The 22,357-nt window shown below is 72.9% G+C and carries 19 protein-coding genes; 16 read left to right on the top strand and 3 right to left on the bottom strand.

Annotated elements, in window-relative coordinates; all coding sequences use genetic code 11:
• The first annotated feature begins 48 nt into the window (after positions 1 to 48).
• Positions 49 to 576, top strand: coding sequence for a YbjN domain-containing protein (locus KUF83_RS30840; RefSeq protein WP_217458284.1), 528 nt, complete (start codon positions 49 to 51; stop codon positions 574 to 576).
• Positions 577 to 579: 3 nt separating this feature from the next.
• On the opposite strand, the gene KUF83_RS30845 is transcribed toward KUF83_RS30840, so the two are convergent.
• The gene (locus KUF83_RS30845) at positions 580 to 1,773 is read right to left on the bottom strand and encodes a hypothetical protein (protein WP_374106206.1); all 1,194 of its coding nucleotides are present in this window, start codon (positions 1,771 to 1,773) and stop codon (positions 580 to 582) included.
• A 147-nt stretch (positions 1,774 to 1,920) separates the two neighbouring features.
• The gene (locus KUF83_RS30850; RefSeq protein WP_217458285.1) at positions 1,921 to 3,138 is read right to left on the bottom strand and encodes a pyridoxal phosphate-dependent aminotransferase; all 1,218 of its coding nucleotides are present in this window, start codon (positions 3,136 to 3,138) and stop codon (positions 1,921 to 1,923) included.
• An 876-nt stretch (positions 3,139 to 4,014) separates the two neighbouring features.
• Here KUF83_RS30850 and KUF83_RS30855 point away from each other — a divergent pair.
• From KUF83_RS30855 to kynU, 10 genes are all read left to right on the top strand, one after another.
• The gene (locus KUF83_RS30855; RefSeq protein ID WP_217458286.1) at positions 4,015 to 4,533 is read left to right on the top strand and encodes a DUF2617 family protein; all 519 of its coding nucleotides are present in this window, start codon (positions 4,015 to 4,017) and stop codon (positions 4,531 to 4,533) included.
• Positions 4,534 to 4,847: 314 nt separating this feature from the next.
• Positions 4,848 to 6,461 carry a polyamine aminopropyltransferase gene (locus KUF83_RS30860; protein WP_217458287.1) on the top strand — a complete coding sequence of 538 codons (1,614 nt, stop codon included), beginning with the start codon at positions 4,848 to 4,850 and terminating at the stop codon, positions 6,459 to 6,461.
• A gap of 78 nt (positions 6,462 to 6,539) precedes the next feature.
• Entirely contained in the window at positions 6,540 to 7,571 is a 1,032-nt protein-coding gene (locus KUF83_RS30865) for an SRPBCC family protein (protein ID WP_217458288.1), read from the top strand.
• A 480-nt stretch (positions 7,572 to 8,051) separates the two neighbouring features.
• On the top strand, positions 8,052 to 8,849 hold the full coding sequence (locus KUF83_RS30870) for an aldose 1-epimerase (RefSeq protein ID WP_217458289.1): 798 nt from the start codon (positions 8,052 to 8,054) through the stop codon (positions 8,847 to 8,849).
• A gap of 20 nt (positions 8,850 to 8,869) precedes the next feature.
• Positions 8,870 to 9,442, top strand: coding sequence for an orotate phosphoribosyltransferase (gene pyrE / locus KUF83_RS30875; protein WP_217458290.1), 573 nt, complete (start codon positions 8,870 to 8,872; stop codon positions 9,440 to 9,442).
• 225 nt (positions 9,443 to 9,667) lie between these two features.
• Positions 9,668 to 10,690, top strand: coding sequence for a class II fructose-bisphosphate aldolase (fbaA, locus tag KUF83_RS30880; RefSeq protein WP_217458291.1), 1,023 nt, complete (start codon positions 9,668 to 9,670; stop codon positions 10,688 to 10,690).
• A 291-nt stretch (positions 10,691 to 10,981) separates the two neighbouring features.
• Complete coding sequence (locus KUF83_RS30885) at positions 10,982 to 12,475, top strand: MFS transporter (RefSeq protein WP_217458292.1); 1,494 nt, start codon at positions 10,982 to 10,984, stop codon at positions 12,473 to 12,475.
• 75 nt (positions 12,476 to 12,550) lie between these two features.
• Positions 12,551 to 12,964 (top strand): DUF3151 domain-containing protein, encoded by a 414-nt coding sequence (locus KUF83_RS30890; protein WP_189773089.1) that lies wholly within the window; start codon positions 12,551 to 12,553, stop codon positions 12,962 to 12,964.
• A 199-nt stretch (positions 12,965 to 13,163) separates the two neighbouring features.
• Entirely contained in the window at positions 13,164 to 14,009 is an 846-nt protein-coding gene (locus KUF83_RS30895) for a tryptophan 2,3-dioxygenase family protein (RefSeq protein ID WP_217458293.1), read from the top strand.
• The gene (gene kynU, locus KUF83_RS30900) at positions 14,002 to 15,297 is read left to right on the top strand and encodes a kynureninase (RefSeq protein WP_217458294.1); all 1,296 of its coding nucleotides are present in this window, start codon (positions 14,002 to 14,004) and stop codon (positions 15,295 to 15,297) included. The genes KUF83_RS30895 and kynU overlap by 8 nt, the downstream gene beginning before the upstream one ends.
• A 172-nt stretch (positions 15,298 to 15,469) precedes the next feature.
• Here the strand turns inward: kynU and KUF83_RS30905 are convergent, their stop codons facing one another.
• A complete protein-coding gene (locus tag KUF83_RS30905; RefSeq protein WP_217458295.1) occupies positions 15,470 to 16,096 on the bottom strand; it encodes a TetR/AcrR family transcriptional regulator in 627 nt (208 codons plus the stop codon).
• A 340-nt stretch (positions 16,097 to 16,436) separates the two neighbouring features.
• Between KUF83_RS30905 and KUF83_RS30910 the strand changes: the two genes are divergently transcribed.
• The 5 genes from KUF83_RS30910 (at position 16,437) to KUF83_RS30930 (ending at position 22,236) form a co-directional block, all read left to right on the top strand.
• Positions 16,437 to 17,303, top strand: a complete 867-nt coding sequence (locus tag KUF83_RS30910) for an alpha/beta hydrolase (RefSeq protein WP_217458296.1) — start codon at positions 16,437 to 16,439, stop codon at positions 17,301 to 17,303.
• 492 nt (positions 17,304 to 17,795) lie between these two features.
• Positions 17,796 to 18,749 (top strand): alpha/beta hydrolase, encoded by a 954-nt coding sequence (locus KUF83_RS30915; RefSeq protein WP_217458297.1) that lies wholly within the window; start codon positions 17,796 to 17,798, stop codon positions 18,747 to 18,749.
• Between the two features lie 4 nt (positions 18,750 to 18,753).
• Positions 18,754 to 19,941 (top strand): acyltransferase, encoded by a 1,188-nt coding sequence (locus tag KUF83_RS30920; RefSeq protein WP_217458310.1) that lies wholly within the window; start codon positions 18,754 to 18,756, stop codon positions 19,939 to 19,941.
• A gap of 181 nt (positions 19,942 to 20,122) precedes the next feature.
• Positions 20,123 to 21,565 carry a sensor histidine kinase gene (locus tag KUF83_RS30925; protein ID WP_308403212.1) on the top strand — a complete coding sequence of 481 codons (1,443 nt, stop codon included), beginning with the start codon at positions 20,123 to 20,125 and terminating at the stop codon, positions 21,563 to 21,565.
• The gene (locus tag KUF83_RS30930; RefSeq protein WP_217458298.1) at positions 21,562 to 22,236 is read left to right on the top strand and encodes a response regulator transcription factor; all 675 of its coding nucleotides are present in this window, start codon (positions 21,562 to 21,564) and stop codon (positions 22,234 to 22,236) included. The genes KUF83_RS30925 and KUF83_RS30930 overlap by 4 nt, the downstream gene beginning before the upstream one ends.
• Positions 22,237 to 22,357: the final 121 nt, after the last annotated feature.

Below are 22,357 nucleotides of genomic sequence, written 5' to 3' on the forward strand. Positions count from 1 at the left end.
GCCCCGGATGGGAGAGGATGGCGTAATCCGTACGAAGGGAAAATCACGGTGAGCATCGACCCGTCCTCGATTCCGAACTTCGGGGGCCAGCCAGAGCCGAACCCCGGCGGACCGGCGGGCCCCGTCGTCCCGGATCAGGACCTTGTGAAGCAGCTCCTGGACCAGATGGAGCTGAAGTACGTCCTCGACGACGAGGGCGACCTCGCGGCGCCGTGGGAGCAGTTCCGTACGTACTTCATGTTCCGCGGCGAGGACGACCAGCAGGTCTTCTCGGTGCGGACGTTCTACGACCGGCCGCACCAGATCGAGGAGAAGCCCCAGCTTCTCGAGTCGATCGACGACTGGAACCGCCGCACGCTGTGGCCCAAGGTCTACAGCCACACGCACGACGACGGCACGGTCCGCCTGATCGGCGAGGCGCAGATGCTGATCGGCACGGGCGTCAGCCTGGAGCACTTCGTGTCGTCGACGGTCAGCTGGGTGCGGGCCGCCATCGAGTTCGACAAGTGGCTCGTCGAGCAGCTCGGCCTGGAGCAGGAGATCGACGAGGCCGAGAAGCCCGAAGAGGACGAGTAGTCCTCACAGCGGCTTGTGGGCGAGTACGACCAGATACGCCCCGTACGCGAACGAGAGCCCGGCCAGGGCGCCGACCACCAGGGTCGCGTGCCACGGCCGGGCTCTCGCCGTCCGTACCAGCGCGCACGCCAGGGGCAGCAGCAGCGGGAACGCCGGCAGCAGGAACCGCGGCTTGCACTCGAAGAACCCGGCGCCGCCGACCGCGACGAGCAGCAGCACACCCGCGTAGACCAGCAGCGGCAGCGGCGGGCGGTCCGCGATCAGCAGCCCGTACAGCAGCAGCGCCGCTGCCACGACCACCATCGACATGGGGAAGACGAGCCGGTCGCCGTCGAGGAGCAGGTGCTTGACGAAGCGCAGCGCGCCCAGGCCGAAGTCGAAGCGTGAGCCCCACAGCCGCTGCACCTCGAAGTACCCGCCGAGCAGGTCGCCCTGGCGCCGCCCCACCCACAGCACGTACGCCGTCCAGCCGAGCGGTGCGAGCGCCGCGCCCGTCCACAGCCTGTGGGTAACTTTTCCGCGCCGCCGGAACAGCTCGTACGCCGCTGCCACGAGCACCGCGGCCGCCACCGCGAACCCGTTCGGCCGGGCCAGTCCCGCGGCCGCCGCGAGGGCGCCCGCCCATACCCAGCGGCCGGTGAGCACGGCGTACAGGGACCAGGCGGCGAAGGCGGTCAGCACCGGTTCCGTGTACGCCATCGACAGCACGACGGAGTGCGGCATCAGGCCCCACAGGAGCACCAGGGCGGTGGCGACGGCCCGGTCGTGCAGCCGGGCCCCGATCGCGTAGATCCCGCAGGCGGCGACCCCCGCGGCCGTCCAGGAGACCAGCAGGCCCGCGCCGGGGCCGCTGAGCGGGGTCAGTTCGGTGACGGACCGGAGCAGCCCCGGGTAGAGCGGGAAGAACGCCAGGTCGCTGTGGACGACGGTGGGGTGGTAGTGGAAGGTGCGCCCGTAACCGTCGCCGGCGATCCGCAGGTACCAGATGGAGTCCCAGGAGCGCCCGAGCAGGAGGACCGGATGCCCGCCGGTCGCCCAGGCGGTCATGGCCACGGCCGTGACGCCCAGCAGCCGGGCGGCCATGAAGAGCCCGAGGGCCGTGCCCATCGTCGCGGCCAGCGGCGGGCGAGGACGGGCGCGGCCCCCGGAGGCGGGCTGCGTGACGGTGGGGGCTGTGAGGGTACGTGCGAGGGTCACACCCGAAGATTGCGGGCAATGTGTGCCATTTGCGAGTAACGCGCGGCCGACTGGGTCCGGATTCCACCGGTTCTCCGCCGCCGCGGCGCGTCGCCGTGACAGCGGCACGCCCCACAGGCTTCCCCGGCCGGCCCACCGGGGCTCACCTCACCCGGCGAGTGTCTTGAGCCGGGATACGGCCTCCTCCAGCACGCCTGTCTGCTTGCAGAAGGCGAAGCGGACGAAGGGGGCGCCGGCCTCCCGGTGGTCGTAGAAGACCGCGTTCGGGATCGCGACGACCCCGGCGCGCTCCGGCAGGGCCCGGCAGAACGCGAAGCCGTCGCTCTCGCCGAGCGGCCGGACGTCGGTGGTGACGAAGTAGGTCCCGGCCGGCTCGAACACCGCGAAGCCCGCCTCGGCGAGGCCCGTGCTCAGCAGGTTCCGCTTGGCGTGCATGTCCGCGCGGAACGCCTCGAAGTACGTGTCGGGCAGCGCCAGCGCCTCGGCGACCGCGTACTGGAAGGGCCCGGAGGCCACGTACGTCAGGTACTGCTTCGCCGAGCGCACCGCCGTCACCAGGTCCGGCGCGGCCGTCACCCAGCCGACCTTCCAGCCGGTGAACGAGAAGGTCTTGCCCGCGCTCCCGATGGTGACCGTACGGCCGCGCATGCCGGGCAGTGTCGCGAGCGGGATGTGCTCGGCCGTGTCGAAGACCAGGTGCTCGTAGACCTCGTCGGTGACCACCAGCAGGTCCCGCTCGACGGCCAGCTCGGCGATCGCCGCGAGCTCCTCGCGGGTCAGGACCGTGCCGGTCGGATTGTGCGGGGTGTTGATCAGCAGCAGCCGGGTGTTGTCCGTGACCGCGTCGCGCAGCTCGTCCAGGTCCAGGCGGAAGCTCCGGCGCACGGCCCCGTCGCGGGTCTCCTCGTGCGGCCGCAGGGTGACCGGCACGCGGGTGCCGCCCGCCATCGCGATGCAGGCCGCGTACGAGTCGTAGTACGGCTCCAGGGCGATCACCTCGTCGCCGGGCTCGACCAGGGCGAGCAGGGTGGCCGCGATGGCCTCGGTCGCGCCCGCCGTGACCAGGACCTCCGTGCCGGGGTCGTACGTCAGGCCGTACCGGCGCTCCTGGTGCGCGGCGATCGCCGTACGCAGCTCGGGGACGCCGGGGCCGGGCGGGTACTGGTTGCCACGGCCGTCGCGCAGCGCCCGTACGGCGGCCTCCCGGATCTCCTCGGGGCCGTCGGTGTCGGGGAAGCCCTGACCGAGGTTGATGGAGCCGGTGCTCAGGGCGAGTGCCGACATCTCGGCGAAGATCGTCGTGCCGAACTCGGCGAGGTGGCGGTTCAGGAGAGGGCGGCGTGCGCTGGAGGTCATGACGGCCATCCTGCGCTCAACCTCTGGAGTTGCTCAACTCTGCTTTGGCCGGTGAGCCGCCGGGGCATCCCCCTGTCACGCAGGAAGTACACACGGGAGTACGGCAGGAAACACAGGAGAAAACAGGCGAGAAGCAGAGCCCACGGGGGGCCGCTTCGGGGGAACGGAAGGAGGGTGGCGCCATGATCGTAGGCATCATCCTGGCGGTGTTCGTTGTGGTGGTCGTCGTGGGCCTCGTGTCCGCCGGCAGGAGTGGCAGCAGGAGGCGCTCGCGGCGGCCCGCGCACAGCTGGTGGGCAGGTGGCTCGGGCGGGGGCGGCGGCGTCGGCTGTTCGTCGGGGAGCTCCTCCTCGTGCGGCGGCGGGTCGTCCTGCGGGGGCGGTGGGGGCGGATGCGGCGGAGGCAGCTGACACGGGGCAGCTGAGCTCCGGACGGAGGAACCGTGTCCGGACCGTCCGGCACCACGAGCGCCCGCCGGGGCTGACCCCGGCGGGCGCTTCGCCGTGGGTGGGCCCGGTGGGTGCGGCGGGTCCGTTGGAGGGCTTCGGTGAAGGGTTTCGGCGAGCCCTGCGCGCGGTCCGGGGGGCGTGCGCAGGCGTGCGGGGGCGATGGGCGTCGGCGGTGACGGGGGCGTGAAGGCGCACGTGTGAGCTAAGGGCGCACCTTCTGGTTGAACAGTTGAGCTGTGGAGCCCTCGGGGGGATGGAAACCCTCCGAAGTTGGGTAAAAACGCTGTGGCGGACGCGCCGTTCATGATTCCCTCGTTATCGCCGACGCAGACCCCGGAACATCACTCTGACCTGGCCGACCGGGCCAAGCCCCCGCCCGGCGCCGACCGGGGTGCGACGGATCGACCCCCACCCTTGCGTGCAGCGGAGCCGACCCATGCTCACGACCCTCAACACCGCCTACACCGACACGCGCGCGGCCGACCTCGCCTGGGCCCTCGGACGCGAACCGCTGCCCGCGCTCGCCACACTCGACCTCGAACTCGCGGACACGAAGCTCCAGTTGCGCCTGCTCGGAGCGTCCCACCAGGTGCTCCTGGAGGAGGAGAGGGGCATCTGCTCGGAGACCGTCGCCTGCATCGCCGGAAGCAGCACGGCGCTGCCGCTCGGTGTCGCCAAGCGGGTGGGCGACTGGGAGTACGAGTTCGCGGCCCGCGTGGAGACGCTGTCGCGCGGCTCCTTCGCGGGCCGGGCCCAGGAGTTGCTCGCCCTGGTCTCCGACCATCCGAACGGCCTGGCGGGGGTTTTCCCCGGCAGCCCCCACGCCTTCACCGCGATGCTCGCGCAACAGCACGAGGGCCAGGTGCACTGGCGCACCTGGCACGCCTACCCCCAGGACGGCCAACTGGTCGCCACCCGCACAAGAGTGGGAGTACGAATCCCGGCCCCCCTCTGACCCAACGACCCGGCCCAGCCCCACACCAGCGCCCTGAAGGGGCGCGGGGAACTGCGCGCTCAGCCCCCACGTACCCGCACGGGCAAGGGAGTTGGGGCCGGCCTCTGCGCCCTGAAGGGGCGCGGGGAACTGCGCGCTCAACCCTCACGTACCCGCACGGACACGGGAGTCGGGGCCGGCCCCCTCCGCCCCGGGGGCGCCCCGAAGCGCCGCTCACGGCGCGTGCGGGGCCTGGCCAAAGTATGCGTAGCGGCCGCACTTTCCACACGTGTGGGTGACAGGACGCAGCGGAGCGGTGACGTAGCGTTCCCTGGGTGATCGAGCCGCACGCCCCCGCCCCGCCCGACACGGCCCCGCCGCCCCGGGGTGGTCCGGGCCCGGCGCGCCTGCCGGTCAGGCCGGCCACCGGCCGGTTCCTCGTCCTCGCCGGCGTCTTCGTCTGCGCGGCCTGCGGACTCGTCTACGAACTCGAACTGGTCGCCCTCGCCTCGTACTTGATCGGCGACTCCGTCACCCAGGCCTCCGTCGTCCTGTCCGTCATGGTCTTCGCGATGGGCATCGGCTCGCTCCTCGCCAAACGCCTGCGCTGTCGCGCCGCGGCCGGTTTCGGCGCCGTCGAGGCACTGCTCGCCCTGGTCGGCGGCTGCAGCGCGATGGCTCTGTACGCGGTTTTCGCCTGGACCGGGGACTGGGGCGGCGCCTGGGCGGGCGGCTCCAGTTACGTCCTCGTCGCCTTCTCCCTCGCCATCGGCCTGCTCATCGGCGCCGAAGTCCCCCTGCTGATGGAGCTGATCCAGCGCGTCCGCAGACAGGACGCGGGTGGCGCGGTGGCCGACCTGTTCGCCGCGGACTACGTGGGCGCCCTGGCCGGCGGACTCGCGTTCCCCTTCCTTCTGCTGCCCCTGCTCGGGCAGTTGACCGCGACGCTGATCACCGGCATGGTCAACGCGATCGCGGGCGGCGCACTCGTCCTCGGCCTGTTCCGGCAGGACCTGACGCGGCGCGACCGCCGCCTGCTGATCGTCGCCAACCTCCTCGTGCTCGCGGTGCTCGCGTCGGCCGCCGTCCTCGTCGACGACTTCGAGCGGGCCGCGCGGCACGCGGTCTACGGCAGGGACGTACGCGTGGCGACGCACACCGACGTCCAGGAGGTCGTCCTCACCGGCGACGAGCACGGCCGCCGGCTCGACCTCTTCCTCGACGGACACCTCCGGGTCAGCGGCGGCGACGAGCGCCGCTACCACGAAGCCCTCGTCCGCCCCGCGATGAACGGCCAGCACGCGCGCGTGCTCGTCCTCGGCGGCGGCGACGGACTCGCCCTGCGCGAGGTGCTGCGGCACCGGGGCGTACGGCACGTCGACGTCGTGGAACTCGACGCGGAGTTCGTGAGGCTGGCCCGCACCGATCCCGCGCTGTCCGCGCTGAACGGGCACGCGTACCGGGACCCGCGGGTGCGCGTCGTCACCGAGGACGCCTTCGGCTGGCTGCGGCAGGCCCCGCGGGACGCGTACGACGTGGTGGTCTCCGACCTGCCGGACCCCGGCAACACGTCCAGCACGAAGCTGTACTCGCAGGAGTTCTACGGGCTGGCCCGCGGGGTCCTCGCGGACGGCGGGCGGCTCGTCGTGCACGCCGGTCCCGTGGCGGCACGGCCGCGGGCCTTCTGGACCGTCGACACGACGGTGCGGGCGGCCGGGCTGCGGACCGTGCCGTACTCCGTCGGCGGCCGTGACACCGGCACGGCGGGCGGGTCGCGCATTCCGCACGACTGGGGGTACGTGCTCGCGTCGCGCACGCGGCCGCACCTGCGGACGGCGCAGGGCGCGCCGGGCGTGCCGTCCCTCCAGGCGGGCGTCCGGGCGGTGGAGCGCACCCGGCTCACGGGCCTCCCGCCCTCCACGCTCGTACATCCGCGGTACGCCGACTGAGTCCGTCTGCGCGCGGATCCGGGGGAATCCCTTCATGTCCGGGTGCGGTACGGGTGGGGCTGGGTAGGCTCGGCCGACATGGAGCATGAGGTGTTCGTTCCGGTTTCCGTCGAGCGTCTGCGCGAGGCTCTCGCCGATCCCGCGCGGGTGGCGCGGGCGCTGCCCGGTCTCCACCAGGACGCGGGGACGACGCCCGTCTCGGGCCGTCTGAAGGTGCGCATCGGCAGCCACAGCATCACGTACCGCGGGACGCTCGGCGTCTCTCCGCGCGACGACGGTTCGTACGCCGTCGAGGCCGACGCCACGGAGGCCCGCGGCTCCGGTTCGGTGAAGCTCGCCCTCACGCTGGCCCTCCGCCCGGCGGAGGGCGGCTCGACCCTCACCTTCACCGGTACGGTCTCGGCGGACGGCCGCGTCACCGAACTCCCGACGGACGAAGTCACCTCGGCGGCGACCCGCCTGCTGACCCGTTTCGCGGAACACCTGGCTACGACTCCGACGTCGACGTCAGCGTCGACACCGGGCAAGACGGCGCCGGGGTCCGGGCCCGCCGACACGAAGCCCCGGCAGCCCGAGACGCCCTCACCTTCGAAGAGGCCTCCGGCGGAGGGCAAGGTTCACGACTCGGAAGAGCCTGCGGCGGCGGAGAAGTCACATGCTCCGGAAGAGGCGCCTGGTGCGGGGGAGCCCTCGGCGTCGGGTTCGGCAGCCTCGGCCCCGGCGGAGCCGGAGTCCGGGGAGGAGCCCGTGTCTGCGGACGAGCCGGTGTCCGGGGACGAGCGCAAGTCGGCGGCCGAGCCCGGGGACGAGACCGAGTTGCCGCCCTCGGCACCCGTGCCGTTCGCGGAGGGCGACTTCGAGGGCGGTTTCGAGGACGACGACGCCACTCTGCCGCCCGGTGCCCCGGCCGAAGCGGCGCATGCGCGGCGCACGATGATCGGCCGCAGCGCGGAGGAGGTCGACCACGCGCCTCCGCGTGGCCGGTACGCCCCGGTGCCGGCGCCCGAGTCCTCGGGAACCGGGGTGGCCCTTCGCTGGGCGGCCCCCGCGGCGGCCTTCGTCGTGGCCTCGGCCATCGTCGTGGGCAGAGTCCTCCGCAAGCGCCGCTAGACGCTCCGCTTTGGTGGGGCGGGGTGGAGTGGGGAGGGAAGGGAAGGTGCCTCGGCTGCGGGCCGGTGGGGGCGGGCCGCGCAGTTCCCCGCGCCCCTGAAAAACGGGGCTGCGCCCCCGCCCACCCGCACAGGACGGATGAGCGCAACCCCTCCCCCTAGGGGCGCGGGGAACGGCGCGCTCAACCACGGCTCACCCGCACGGCACAGGTGAGCGCAACCCCTCCCCCCCAGGGGCGCGGGGAACGGCGCGCTCAACCACGGCTCACCCGCACGGCACAGGTGAGCGCAACCCCTCCCCCCTAGGGGCGCGGGGAACTGCGCGACCAGCCCACGCGCACCCGCGGCCGAGGCACGTCCCAAGCCGCCAAGCCGCCCGCCCCGGGCTGGGGGCACGCCCCAAGTCACCCACCCCGAACCGGCATCGCAGGATCGGCCCCTCCGGCCCCCACCTCACCCGCAACCCCGTAGGGTCTTGCGCGTGAGTAACGAAGACATCACGCTGACCGCCGGCAACGCGGAGGCGACCGTGCAGCCGGGCAACGGCGGACGGATCGGCGGACTGAGGATCGGCGGCGTCGAACTGCTGCGCCAGGGCGCGAAGTTCGGCTGCTTCCCCATGGTCCCGTGGTGCGGCCGCACCAGGGACGGCCACTTCCTGAACGGCGCCGTCCCCCACCAACTCCCCCTCAACTCCCCACCGCACGCCATCCACGGCACCGCCCGCGACGGTTCCTGGCGCACGGCCCGCAGGAGCGGGAGCGAGGCCGTCATCACGTACGACCTCGTCGAACCGTGGCCGTACACCGGCCGCGTCACCCAGGTCGTCGCGCTGACCGAGGACGCCCTGACGCTGACCATGTCGGTGGAGACGTACGGCGACTCCTTCCCGGCGCAGATCGGCTGGCACCCCTGGTTCAACCGCAACCTCGGCGGCGAGGGCGCCCAGGACGCGCGCGTCGACTTCACCGCCGCCTGGCAGGAGGAGCGGGGCGACGACCACCTGCCGACCGGCCGCCGTATCGACCCGCGGCCGAGCCCGTGGGACGACTGCTTCGGGATGCCCGACGGCGTCGACGTCACGCTCACCTGGCCCGGACAGCTGGAGCTGAACGTGACCAGCCGCGAGCAGTGGGTCGTCGTGTACGACGAGCAGGAGGCCGCGGTCTGCGTGGAACCGCAGACCGGCCCGCCCAACGGGCTCAACACCCTGCCCCGTCTGGTCACCCCGATCGAGCCCCTCGAAGCCGCCACCACCTGGACCTGGCGGCACCTCTGAGCGCCTCTAAGCTGACACGCATGAGCGACGTCAACGAAGTAGGACCGGCAGGCACCCGCGGCGAGCTGCTGCGGCAGATCAAGGACAAGGCCGTGGTGCACGGCCGGGTGACCCTCTCCTCGGGTCTGGAGGCCGACTACTACGTCGACCTGCGGCGGATCACGCTGGACGGCGAGGCCGCGCCGCTGGTCGGCCAGGTGCTGCTCGACCTGACGGCGGACCTGGACTTCGACGCGGTCGGCGGCCTCACCATGGGCGCCGACCCGGTGGCCGCGTCCATGCTGCACGCCGCCGCGACGCGCGGCCGGCGCCTCGACGCCTTCGTGGTCCGCAAGGCGGCGAAGGCGCACGGCCTGCAGCGGCGCGTGGAGGGCCCCGAGATCCGCGGCCGCCGCGTCCTGGTGGTCGAGGACACCTCGACCACCGGTGGCTCCCCGCTCACCGCCGTTGAGGCCGTGCGGGAGGCCGGTGCGGAGGTCGTCGGCGTGGCGACCATCGTCGACCGCGCCACCGGCGCCGCGGAGAAGATCCAGGAAGGCGCCGGCGTCCCGTACCTCTTCGCGTACTCCAAGGACGAGCTGGGCCTCGACTGAACCGGCCCCCGGTTGAACCGGCCCCCGGCTGAACCGGCCCGGCCCCGAGCGGCCGGGCCCCGGCCCCGGGTGGCTGTCCACAGATGATCAGTTGTCCACAGGGTCGAACACCGAGGCCGGAGCATCCGGTCAAGTCTGGAAAGATGGGGACGACGATGACGTCACTCCCTAGGTCAGGGCCGTAAGCAGCAGAACGCCACCCGCACATACACAAGGAGCGGACAGATGCCGATCGCAACCCCCGAGGTCTACAACGAGATGCTCGACCGGGCGAAGGCAGGCAAGTTCGCCTACCCGGCCATCAACGTGACCTCGTCCCAGACCCTGCACGCTGCGCTGCGCGGGTTCGCGGAGGCCGAGAGCGACGGCATCATCCAGATCTCCACCGGCGGTGCGGAGTTCCTGGGCGGCCAGCACAACAAGGACATGGTGACCGGCTCGGTCGCCCTGGCCGAGTTCGCGCACATCGTCGCCAAGAAGTACGACATCACGGTCGCCCTGCACACGGACCACTGCCCGAAGGACAAGCTCGACGGGTACGTGCGTCCGCTGATCGCGGTCTCCGAGGAGCGCGTGGCCCGCGGCGAGAACCCGCTGTTCCAGTCCCACATGTGGGACGGCTCGGCGGAGACCCTCGCGGACAACCTCGCCATCGGCCAGGAGCTGCTGGCCCGCGCCGTCGCCGCGAAGATCATCCTCGAGGTCGAGATCACCCCGACCGGTGGCGAGGAGGACGGTGTCTCGCACGAGATCAACGACTCCCTCTACACGACGGTCGACGACGCGATCCGTACCGCGGAGGCCCTCGGTCTCGGCGAGAAGGGCCGCTACCTCCTGGCCGCGTCCTTCGGCAACGTGCACGGCGTCTACAAGCCGGGCAACGTGGTGCTCCGTCCCGAGCTCCTCAAGGAGCTGAACGAGGGCGTCGGCGCCAAGTACGGCAAGCCGTCCCCGTTCGACTTCGTCTTCCACGGCGGCTCCGGCTCCACGGCCGAGGAGATCGCCACCGCGCTGGAGAACGGCGTGGTGAAGATGAACCTGGACACCGACACGCAGTACGCGTTCACGCGCCCGGTCGCGGACCACATGTTCCGCAACTACGACGGCGTCCTGAAGGTCGACGGCGAGGTCGGCAACAAGAAGACGTACGACCCCCGCACCTGGGGCAAGCTCGCCGAGGCCTCGATGGCCGCGCGGGTCACCGAGGCCTGCGGCAACCTCCGCTCCACCGGCACGAAGATCAAGTAGGCATCCGGCCCGGGTACGCGCCCGGGCTCCGGCGGCGGGGCCCGGTTCCCTTCGGGGAGCCGGGCCCCGCCGTGCGTCCGTACGCCTTCGTGCTCCGGCGCCTCTCGTTCCGGCGCCTCTTGTTCCGGCGGACGTCCGCTCCGGTCTCCGTCCGCTCCGGTCTCCGTCCGCTCCCGTCTGCGGTCGCTCCCGTCTCCGGCCACTGCGGTCTGCGTCCGCCCCCGTGTCCGTCCGCCCCCGTGTCCGTCCGCCCCGGTGTCCGATTGCTCCGGTGTCCGTATGATCCGGGGCATGGCTGCCCCTCCGCAGGCGAATCCGGCCGTCAGGATGTCCAGTCCCGCCGGGAAGTGGATCCTGCTGACCACGGTGCTCGGGTCGAGCATGGCGCTGCTGGACTCGACCGTGGTGAACGTCGCGCTGCCCACGATCGGCCGCGACCTCGACGCGGACCTGGCCGGTCTCCAGTGGACCGCCAACGCCTACATGCTGACCCTCGCGGGCCTGATCCTCCTGGGCGGGGCCCTCGGGGACCGCTTCGGACGGCGGAAGGTGTTCGTCGTCGGCGTGGTCTGGTTCGCGGTGGCCTCGCTGCTGTGCGGGCTCGCGCCCGACGAGGGCGTGCTCATCGCGGCCCGCGCCTTGCAGGGCATCGGCGGCGCGCTGCTCACGCCCGGTTCGCTCGCGCTGATCCAGGCCTCGTTCCACCCGGACGACCGGGCGAGGGCCGTCGGCCTGTGGTCGGGGTTCGGCGGCATCGGCGCGGCGGTCGGCCCCTTCCTGGGCGGCTGGCTGGTGGACGGCCCCGGCTGGCGCTGGGTGTTCCTCCTCAACGTCCCGCTCGCGCTGCTGTGCGTGCCGATCGCCCTGCGTCACGTACCGGAGTCGAAGGACGACCGGGTCCACGGGCGTGGCTTCGACGTCCTCGGCGCCGCCCTTGGTGCGCTGGCGCTGGCCCTGGTGACGTACGCCCTCATCGAGGCGCCGGGCGGCTCGGTGCCCGTCGTGGCGGTGACGGCGGCCGCCGGTGTCGCGGCGGGCGTCGCCTTCGTGGCCGTGGAGCGACGGCGGCCCGACCCGATGATGCCGCTCGACATCTTCGCGTCCCGCCAGTTCACGGCGGTCAACCTCGTCACGCTGTGCGTGTACGCGGCCTTCGGCGGGTTCTTCTTCCTGTCCGTGCTCCAGTTGCAGGTCGTGGCCGGATACACGGCCCTCGGCGCCGGTACGGCCCTGCTGCCGACGACGGTCCTGATGCTGTTCCTGTCGGCCCGCTCCGGCGAGCTCGCCCAGCGCGTGGGCCCCCGCATCCCGCTCACCGTGGGCCCGCTGCTGTGCGCGGCCGGGATGCTGCTGATGCTGCGGGTGGGCGAGGACGCGTCGTACGTGCGTGACGTGCTGCCCGCCGTCCTGGTGCTCGGCCTCGGCATGGTGACCCTGGTCGCGCCCCTCACCGCGACCGTGCTCGCCTCCGTGGACATGGGCCGGGCGGGCCTGGCCAGCGGGGTCAACAACGCGGCGGCCCGTGCCGCGGGTCTGGTCGCGGTGGCCGCGCTGCCGCTGCTGGTCGGCATGGGCGAGGAGGCGTACCGCTCGGCGGACGCCTTCGACGAGGCCTTCCGCCGGGCCATGCCCCTGTGCGCGGGGCTCCTGCTCGTGGGCGCGGTGATCGCCTTCGCGACGGTACGGAAGCCGCCGCCGGGCTGCCTGCGTCCGGAATGCCTCACGCACGGCGGGGTGACGGCCCCACCGCTGGAGCCGAACCGGTCGCGCGGGCGTCTGGAGTAGCCGTTCCCGTTCGCGGTTCGAGTAATGCGGCCCGCGCGGCGCGCGCCGGGGTCCGGGCCAGGCAGACTGGAACCCATGTCCATTCACGAGAACCTCCTCGGGGGACCGCCCCCGACCCACCTGCCCGACGACCCGGAGCCGCGCGAGCTCCTGGCGAACGGCACCGCACCGGCCGACGTCGCCGCGAAGTACCCGACCTCCTCGCTCGCCTGGGCCCAGCTGGCCGACGAGGCGTACGAGCGCGGCAGTGTCGTCGAGTCGTACGCGTACGCCCGTACCGGCTACCACCGCGGCCTCGACTCCCTGCGCCGGGGTGGCTGGAAGGGCCACGGCCCGGTGCCGTGGGAGCACGAGCCGAACCGCGGCTTCCTGCGCGCCCTCCACGGCCTCGCCCGCGCCGCCCAGGCGATCGGCGAGCAGGAGGAGTACGAGCGCTGCTCGCAGTTCCTGAAGGACTCCTCCCCGGCGGCGGCCCAGACCCTGGGCTAGCCCCACGGGCCACCGAGGAGCGGGCGGGTCCGGCCCCGCCTGCCGCCGAAGGGCCGTGTCTGTGCAGGTCCGCCTGGTGTGACCAGGCGGACCTTGCGGTTTCGGGGCAGGATTGTGGAGTATGCCGTTGGGGACCGGGGCCCCCGTGTCGGAATTCGGCAGGGGCGGACCGCTACCCGGAGTACAGCAGGAGACAGCGATGTCCCAACAGGCTCAGCCGCAAGAGGCTTCGGAGCCCGAGACCCCGCATCTCGACTTCCAGGGCACGACCCCGTACGAGGACTACGTCCAGGCTGACGTCCTCACCCACCTCCAGCACACCCTCTCCGACGACCCCGGAGAGATGGTCTTCCTGGTGACGACCCAGGTCATGGAGCTGTGGTTCACCGTCATCGTCCACGAGTGGGAGACCGCGGCGAAGGCGCTGCGCGAGGACCGGGTGCCGGTCGCGGTGGCGGCTCTGAAGCGCTCGGTACGGGAGCTGGAGGCGCTGACCGCCTCCTGGAAGCCGCTCGGCCAGCTCACTCCGGCCCAGTTCAACTCGTACCGCAGCGCTCTCGGTGAGGGCTCCGGTTTCCAGTCCGCGATGTACCGGCGGATGGAGTTCCTGCTCGGCGACAAGTCGGCGTCCATGCTGGTGCCGCACCGGGGCGCGCCCCGCGTCCACGCCGAGCTGGAGAAGGCCCTGCACGAGCCGAGCCTGTACGACGAGGTGCTGCGGCTGCTCGCGCGGCGCGGGCACGCGATCCCCGGCTCGGTCGTCGAACGTGACGTGTCCCAGCGCTACGAGCCGTCGCCCGAGGTCGAGGCCGTGTGGACGGACCTGTACGCCGGGGACGAGAGCGCCGAACTCGCCCGGCTCGGCGAGGCGTTGACCGACGTCGCCGAGCTCGTGTGGCGCTGGCGCAACGACCATCTCGTCGCCACCCGGCGGGCGATGGGCTCGAAGACGGGCACGGGCGGCTCGGCCGGTGTGGCCTGGCTGGAGAAGCGGGCCCGCAAGAACGTGTTCCCCGAGCTGTGGACGGCACGGTCCCATGTCTGAGCCGTACGGGTCGCAGGGGGCGCACGGGTCCCAGGGATCGCCGGGGTCGGACGGGTCGTACGCCGCGAGGGCGGCCGCGCTGGACGCCGTGGACGAACTGGGCAAGCTGCGCGCGCAGTTCGTGCTGGACGACACGGTGTACCTGGACGGGAACTCGCTCGGCGCGCTGCCGCGCTCGGTGCCCGGGCGCGTCGAGGACGTCGTGCGCCGGCAGTGGGGTTCGCTGCGGATCCGGTCGTGGGACGAGAGCGGCTGGTGGACCGCGCCGGAGCGGATCGGCGACCGGATCGCGCCGCTGGTGGGCGCGGCGGCAGGGCAGATCGTCGTCGGCGACTCGACAAGTGTCAACGTGTTCAAGGCGGTTGTGGGCGCGGTCCGGCTCGCGGCCGGGCAGGAGGACGGCGGGCACGGCCCGGGTCCTCGCGACGAGGTCCTGGTCGACGCGACGACGTTCCCCACCGACGGCTACATCGCCGCGTCGGCCGCGCGGCTCACGGGCTGCACGCTGCGCCCGGTGGCGCCCGGCGAGGTGCGGGGCGCCCTGAGCGACCGTACGGCGGCGGTGCTGCTGAACCACGTCGACTACCGCACGGGCCGGCTGCACGACCTGCCGTCCCTGACGGCGGCGATCCACGCCGTGGGAGCCGTCGCCGTCTGGGACCTCTGCCACAGCGCCGGTGCCCTGCCGGTCGGTCTCGACGAACACGGCGTGGACCTGGCGGTCGGCTGCACCTACAAGTACCTGAACGGCGGCCCCGGTTCACCGGCGTACCTCTACGTCCGCCGGGACCACCAGGCACGCTTCGACTCACCGCTGCCGGGCTGGAACTCGCACGCCGAGCCGTTCGGCATGGCCCCGGACTACACCCCGGCCCCCGGTGCCGTCCGCGGCCGCGTCGGCACCCCGGACATCCTCTCCATGCTCGCCCTGGAGGCGGCCCTGGAGGTCTGGGACGACGTCTCGATCGAGGCGGTCCGCGCCAAGTCCCTCGCCCTGACGGACTTCTTCCTGGAGTGCGTCGCGGCGTACGTGCCCGAGGGGGCCGTGGAGCCGGTGACCCCCTCCGCCCACGCCGAGCGGGGCAGCCAGGTCGCGCTGCGCTGCGCCGACGCGGGCGAGGTGATGCGCCGCCTGATCGGGCGCGGAGTGGTTGGTGACTTCCGCGAACCGGACATCCTGCGCTTCGGGTTCACACCGCTGTACGTGGGATTCGGGGACGTGGAGCGGGCGGCACGGGTGCTGGGGGAGATCTTCCGGCCCGAGCACCTCAGCCCGTCCGGCGGCTGAGGAAAGGGCAGTTCACGACGGAGCCGTTCGGGACGGGCCGTTCACGACGGAGCCGTTCGGGACGGGCCGTTCGGGACAGGCCGTTCGGGGCGGGGCGTTCAGGACGGGCGGGTCAGGTGGGAAAGGTGAGGGTGCCGGGGACGGCGAGGACTTGCCGGGCGCCCTCGCCCGTTCAAGGTCCGGCGACGAACACCCCGGCCGCCGCCGCGGCGACCGCCGCCTCCGCGGCGCGCTCGGCGTCGGCCGTCCCCGGCGCCACCCCGGTGGTGAGCAGCGCGTAGTACAGCGGTGCGGACACCGCCCGCACGACCGCGGACGGGTCCGTCCCCGGGGGCAACTCGCCTCGGGTGACGGCCTGTTCGACGCACGGAGCCCACTCCGCGACCCGTACGTCGTAGAAGTGCCGCAGAGCGTCCGCGGTGCGCCGGTCGCACGTCGCGGCGGCGATCACCGCCCGGAACAGCGCCCCCTGGCGGGGATCGGCGAGCGTACGACGCACCAGCGCGGCGTTGGCGCGCAGATCGCCGAGCACGGTGCCCGTGTCGGTCCGGGGCAGCGACTGCTCGGCCATGTCGCCGAGCAGGTCGGCGACGAGGCCGGTGACCGAACCCCAGCGCCGGTACACGGTCGTCTTGCCCACCTCGGCGCGCCGGGCCACGTCGGCCAGGTCGAGATGGGCGAACCCCTGCTCGGCCAGTACGTCCCCGGCGGCCCGCAGCACGGCCGTACGGACCCGGGCGGTACGGCCACCGGGACGGACGGTGCCGGGCTCGGGCTCGGGGTCGGCCGGTCCGGTCATGCGGGCTCCTTGCGCGGGCGTCGAGGGTGTTGCGCGGGCCGGGACGGCGTCTCATGGACGGGGAACGGTGTCCCGTGGGCGGTAGAACGGTGGTCCGTGGGCGGTAGACGATGGCCCGTGGGTGGGGCGCGGCGTTTCGTGGCGGGTTGCGCGGTACTCGACCAGCGTAACGGAACAGCAGGACCGTTTGCCCTTCACCGAGCGTTACGGCCTCGTGTTGACGCACGTCACCGGCCTGATACCGTCCCGCCAACGACCCGCGCCCCGGCATGTGTTGATCGGGAGCTCCCGGAGCTCACGTGCCCGGGGAACGCACACCGCACCGCTGAGAGGTTCGAGCATGCCGGACGACGCCCGCGACGCCGCGGAGGAGGAGTCGGCCTTCTCGCACCCGCCCGTCGACCCCGACGCCACCGCCGCGTACGGCGACCACCCCGACCAGGTCGTCGACTTCTACGCCCCGCGCGGCGGCGAGGAGTCGGCCCCGCTCGTCGTCGTCCTGCACGGCGGCGCCTGGCGGGCCCCGTACGACCGGCGGCACATCACCCCGTTCGCGGACTTCCTGGCCAGGCGGGGCTTCGCCGTCGCCAACGTCGAGTACCGGCGCGGCAACACGATCCCGGCGCAGGGCGGAACGGGTCCCGTCGCGGGGCGCTGGCCCGACACCTTCGACGACGTCGCGGCGGCACTCGACGCGATGCCGGGGCTCGTGCGGGAGGCCCTGCCGGGGGCCGACGCGCGCCGCACGGTGGTCACCGGTCACTCGGCGGGCGGCCAGCTGGCCCTCTGGGCCGCCGCCCGCCACCTGCTGCCGGCCGACGCGCCCTGGTACCTGGGCCGGCCCGCCCCGCTGCGCGGTGTGGTGGCACTCGCCCCGATCGCCGACTTCGCGGTCGCGGAGAAACTGGACGTGTGTTCCGGAGCCTCTCTCCAACTCCTGGGCGGCGAGGCGAAGTTCGAGGAGCGGCAGCCGTACGCCGATCCGGCCCTGCTCCTCCCGACGGGCATCGCCACGACGCTGGTGCAGGGCAGGACGGACACGGTCGTGCCGCAGGCGGTCGCCGAGGCGTACGCGGACGCAGCGGCGAAGGCCGGCGAGGTGGTGGGGCTGACGCTCCTGGAGGACGTGGGCCACTTCCCGCTGATCGACCCGGCGGCGGACGCGTGCGCGGTGGTGGCGGAGGAGATCGCCCAGCTGGCCTGGTAGGAGGGCGGGGCGCGCGGGTCCCGCGGGCCTTGCGGCTTCACCTGCCGCCTTCGTGCGGCTTCACCGCCCCCTTTATGCGGCTTCACCTCCCTCACGGCGGCTTCGCCTGCCGCCCCTTCGCCGGTCACGGTGATACCCGTAGTACCTGAGAGCTACCTCCCAGGTGAGCTCCCTGGCGGGACGCCGACCACGAGCCCGAATTCGTAACTTCCTTTCCAGTGAGGCCCGATGGGCGGGCGGACTGGACGGGGGCGGGTCATGGGGCTGTGGGGGAGAGCGGGGGAGACCGCGACGCGGGCGCCCGCGGACGCGACTCGGACGGCACCGGGCCCGCCAGCACTGGATTCGTCACCGGAACCGGCAACGGCAACGGAGCCGGCACCGGAATCGTCACCGTCACCGGAGTCGGCATCGAATTCGTCACCGGAGCCGGCACTGGACTTGTCACCGGAGCCGTGGCCGGAGCTGACGTCGGAGCCGCCGGTGAGGCGGATGCGGCGGCCGGCCGGCTGGGGCAGGCTGCGGCGCGGACTGCTCGCCGCGCTGATCACGGCCGCCGTGGTCGCCCCGGTCTCCGCCGCGGCGGCGCATCCGGAGATACCGGCTCCCGCCCCGGCCCGCGTCGGCCCGGTCACCGCGTCGACCCTGGACAGGGCGTACGCGGCGAACCGGGCGAACGCCGACGAGGCCTCCCGGATGGCCGCGGACCACGGAGACCGGGGCCGGGCGGCCGCGGTCCGCGCCATGGCGAGCCCGTCCCGGTACTTCCTGTCCTTCGACGCCCGCGGTTCCGGCCGCGCCACAGAGGTCTTCGGCGACCTTGCGGAGGCCGACCACGTGGCGGTCCTCGTGCCCGGCTCCGACACGACCCTGGACACGTACGACCGCTTCCGTGAAGGCGCCCTCGCCCTGCACCGGAGACTCGGGGCACATGCCGCGGTGGTCGCCTGGCTCGGCTACGAGACGCCCGGCACGATCAGCCCCGCGGTGCTCACCCCGGGCCGGGCCGAGCAGGCGGCACCCGAACTGCGCGAGTTCACGGACGAGTTGAGGACGGTGAACGGCCGCGCCGGGATCTCCCTGCTCTGCCACTCGTACGGGACGGTCGTGTGCGCCCGTGCGGCGAGCGGCCCCGGCATCTCCGACCTCGTGTTCTTCGGCAGCCCCGGCACCGGCGAAGACTCCGCGGCCGGCCTCCGCACGAAGGCCCGGGTCTGGGCGGGCCGCGGCGCCGACGACTGGATCGCCGACGTCCCGCACACCGAGGCCGACCTCTTCGGCACGACGATCGGCTTCGGCACCGACCCCGTGTCCCCGGCCTTCGGCGCCCGGGTGTTCGCGGCGGGCGGCGGCGGCCACAGCGACTACCTCAGGCCGGGATCGGTCTCCCTGGACAACCTCGCCCGGATCGTCCTCGGCGAGACATCGGCGGTGACCCGTGCGTGAGGTGATGCGGCGCCTGGGCGCCGCGGCGAAGCGGATCGACGCGGCGACACCCGCGGACCGGGACCGCAGCGTCGACGCCCTGCGCGCCTTCGCGATACTCGGCGTCGTGCTGGGCCACTGGCTCGTCACCGCCCTGGTCGCCGACGGCGGCACCCTGCGCACGTCGAGCCCGCTGGCGCACATGCCGTGGCTGGCACCCGCCTCCTGGGTGTTCCAGACACTGGCCGTGTTCTTCCTGGTGGGCGGACACGTCGCGACCAAGGGATACGAGTCGGCACGGGCCCGCGGCACGACCTACGGCCGCTGGCTCGGTACGCGTCTGTCCCGGCTCTTCAATCCGGTGGCGGCCGTCGTCGGACTGTGGGCCGTGGCCACCGTCGGCCTGCTCGTGACGGGCGCCGACCTGAAGACCGTGCACGCGCTGCTGAAGCTGGTCCTGTCCCCGCTCTGGTTCCTGCTGGTCTTCGCCGCGCTGACGACACTGACCCCGCTGGTGACCCGGATCAACCCGCTGTGGCCGCTGGCCGTCGTTCTCCATGTGGATCTCATCCGGTTCGGCCTCGGCGGCCCGCCCTGGCTCGGCTGGGTGAACGTGGCAGCGGGCTGGCTGGTGCCCTACACCCTGGGCGCGGCCTGGACCCGGGGCGAGCTGACCCGGCGTTCCGGCTGGGTGCTGCTCACGGGAGGAGCGGTGATGACGGCCGTGCTGGTCGCGTGGGGCGGCTACCCCGCGTCGATGGTCGGGGTCCCCGGCGCCACGGTCTCCAACCTCGACCCGCCGACCCTGGCAGCTGTCACCTTCGGCCTGGCCCAGTGCGGCCTCGCCCTGCTCCTGCGCGACCCGCTGCGGCGGGCGATGCGACGCCCCGTGCTCTGGGCGTGGGTGGCGCTCGTCAACCTCTCCGCGATGACCATCTTCCTGTGGCACCAGACGGCACTGATGTCGGTCACCGCGACCGGCCTCCTCGCGGGCCGCCTCCCCGGCCTGCACACCGTCCCCGACGATCTCGGCTGGGTGGCGTTCCGCCTCGCCTGGCTCCCCGTCTTCGCCCTCGCCCTGTCCGTGTGCTGGGCCGCCTTCCGCTCCTACGAACAGGGGCGCCGCCGCCGAGTCCGCCGCATCCGCCGTCCGTCACGCGTCGTGCGCACCCATCGCGTCGCCGTGGAATCGAAGGAGGCCCGCCGTGCCTAGGGTTGACGGCGTGGACGACGACGCGAACGACGCCCGGACGGACGCCCCCTGCCCGGCCTCACCCTCCGGCCACCGTCCCGTCGCGCCGCTGCCCGCCCGCTCCGAGAGCGCCGACAGTGGCCCCGGCCCTGCGCGCCCGATCCACGCCGGTCGCGTCCGCGGCGTGCTGCGCGCCCTGCTGGTGGGACTGACGTCCGGCGGGGCGCCCCTGCCGCCGCTGTCCCGGCCCCGTTGGCTGCGCCGGCTGCCGCACGTCGTGATCTGCCTGATCGCTCTCGCCGTCGGGCTAACCGGCACCGATGAGACGAGCGCCGCGTACCGGCTGGACGTCGAGCTCGGCCTGCTGGCCGGGACGGCGCAGGGCGTGGCCCTCGTACTAGCCCTGTGGCGGCCCGTTCCGGCGTGGTGGCTCTCGCTGTCCGCGACCTTCGTGGTCGCGGTGGCCGCGCGGTCGAACATGGCGGACATGGTTGCGCCGGGTCCCAACTGGCCCTGGCTCGGGCCCGCGATCATCGCGCACGCCTTCATCCTCCTTCTGCTCGCGCTGCGGATGCCCGCCCGCGTGGCTCTCGCGGTGCTGACGATCACCGGGCTGATCACGGCGTTCACCCAGGGCGTCCTGGGCGGAGGGCCCTACTCGGGCACGGGCCTGCTGGCGGTCTCCGTGTTCGCCGTCGCCGTCCTCCTCGGCACCGCCGTGCGCGGCAACCGCGAGGCCCGCAGCCAGCTCGTCGAGCAGGAGTCCCTGACCGCCGAGGAGCGCTCCCGCCGCACCCTCCTGGAGGAGCGCAACCGCATCGCCCGCGAACTGCACGACGTGGTCGCCCACCACATGTCGGTCATCTCCATCCAGGCCCAGGTCGCCCCGCACCTGGTGGACAACCCCTCCGACGAACTGCGGGAGAACCTCGACGGCATCCGGCAGAACGCCCTGGAGGCGCTCACCGAACTGCGCAGGGTCCTCGGCGTGCTGCGCTCGGAGAACCCCGACGATCCGTACGGCCTCGGCGCGCCCGGCACCGGTGCCGCCCCCCACGCCCCGCAGCCCACCCTCGACCGCCTGGACGTCCTGGTCGAGAACACCCGCACCGCCGGGCTGACGGTGACCACGGAGATCAGCGGAGAGCGGCTTCCCCTGGCGCCCGGTGTGGAGCTGTCCGCGTACCGGATCATCCAGGAGGCGCTGAGCAACGTGTTGCGGCACGCGCCCGGGTCCGTGGTGCGGGTGGAGCTCACCCACTTCCCGCGCGGCCTGCAGATCCGGGTCGTCAACTCCGCGCCGAGGAGACCGGCCCCGCCCTCTCCTGGCGCGGGACACGGTCTGCTCGGGATGCGGGAGCGGGCGATGATGCTCGGTGGCACGCTCATGGCCGTGGAGACGTCCTGCGGAGGCTTCACCGTGGCGGCGTTCCTGCCCCGCTCCGGCGTCGCCGCGCCGACCGGCTCCGCACCGGGGGACCGCGCACCCGACCACCGGGCGTCAGGCGCCTTCGACTTCGACTTCAACATCCCAGGCACCGCGAACCGAGTGAACCGCACGCATCCCACGAGCCCCAAGAACCCCATAAATCGCAACCCCAAGAACCTCAAAAACCCCAAGAACCCCACCGGAGACACTTCATGACGAGCGGCAGCATCCGCGTACTCATCGCCGACGACCAGCAGATGGTCCGGCAGGGCTTCACGGTGCTGCTCAACACCCAGCCCGACATCGACGTGGTCGGTCAGGCGGTCGACGGCCTGGACGCGATCGCGAAGGTCGCCGAACTGACCCCGGACGTCGTCCTGATGGACATCCGCATGCCCGAGCTCGGCGGCATCGAGGCCACCCGCCGCATCACCGACGAGACCCCGCAGATCAGAGTCCTGGTGCTGACCACCTTCGACCTCGACGAGTACGTGTACGAGGCGCTGCGCGCGGGTGCCTCCGGGTTCCTGCTCAAGGACGCGTCCGCCGACCAGCTGGCGGAGGCGGTCAGGATCGTGGCAGCCGGCGACGCGCTGCTCGCGCCGGGGATCACCCGGCGTCTCATCGCCGAGTTCTCCCGGCTGGACACCACGCCCCGCGCCCCGCTCAAGCAGCGCGTCGGCGAGCTGACCGAGCGCGAGACGGAGGTTCTCGCCCTCATCGCGCAGGGCCTGTCGAACGCGGAGATCGCCGAGCGGCTCTTCGTCGCCGAGCAGACCGTGAAGACCCACGTCGGCCGCATCCTCGTGAAGCTGGGCCTGCGGGACCGCACCCAGGCGGCCGTCTTCGCGTACGAGTGCGGGCTGGTCCGCCCCACCGGCTACTGAGGGTCCGGCCTGCACCGCCATCGCCGGACCGGTGCCCCGGCCCACCACAGGACCCACCGACGGGGGCGCTGGAGATACCCGTAGTACCTGAGAGGGAGGCCGAATGACCCTTCTCACTGGT

It is taken from the genome of Streptomyces sp. BV286, from assembly GCF_019090165.1.
Classification (GTDB): Bacteria; Actinomycetota; Actinomycetes; order Streptomycetales; family Streptomycetaceae; genus Streptomyces.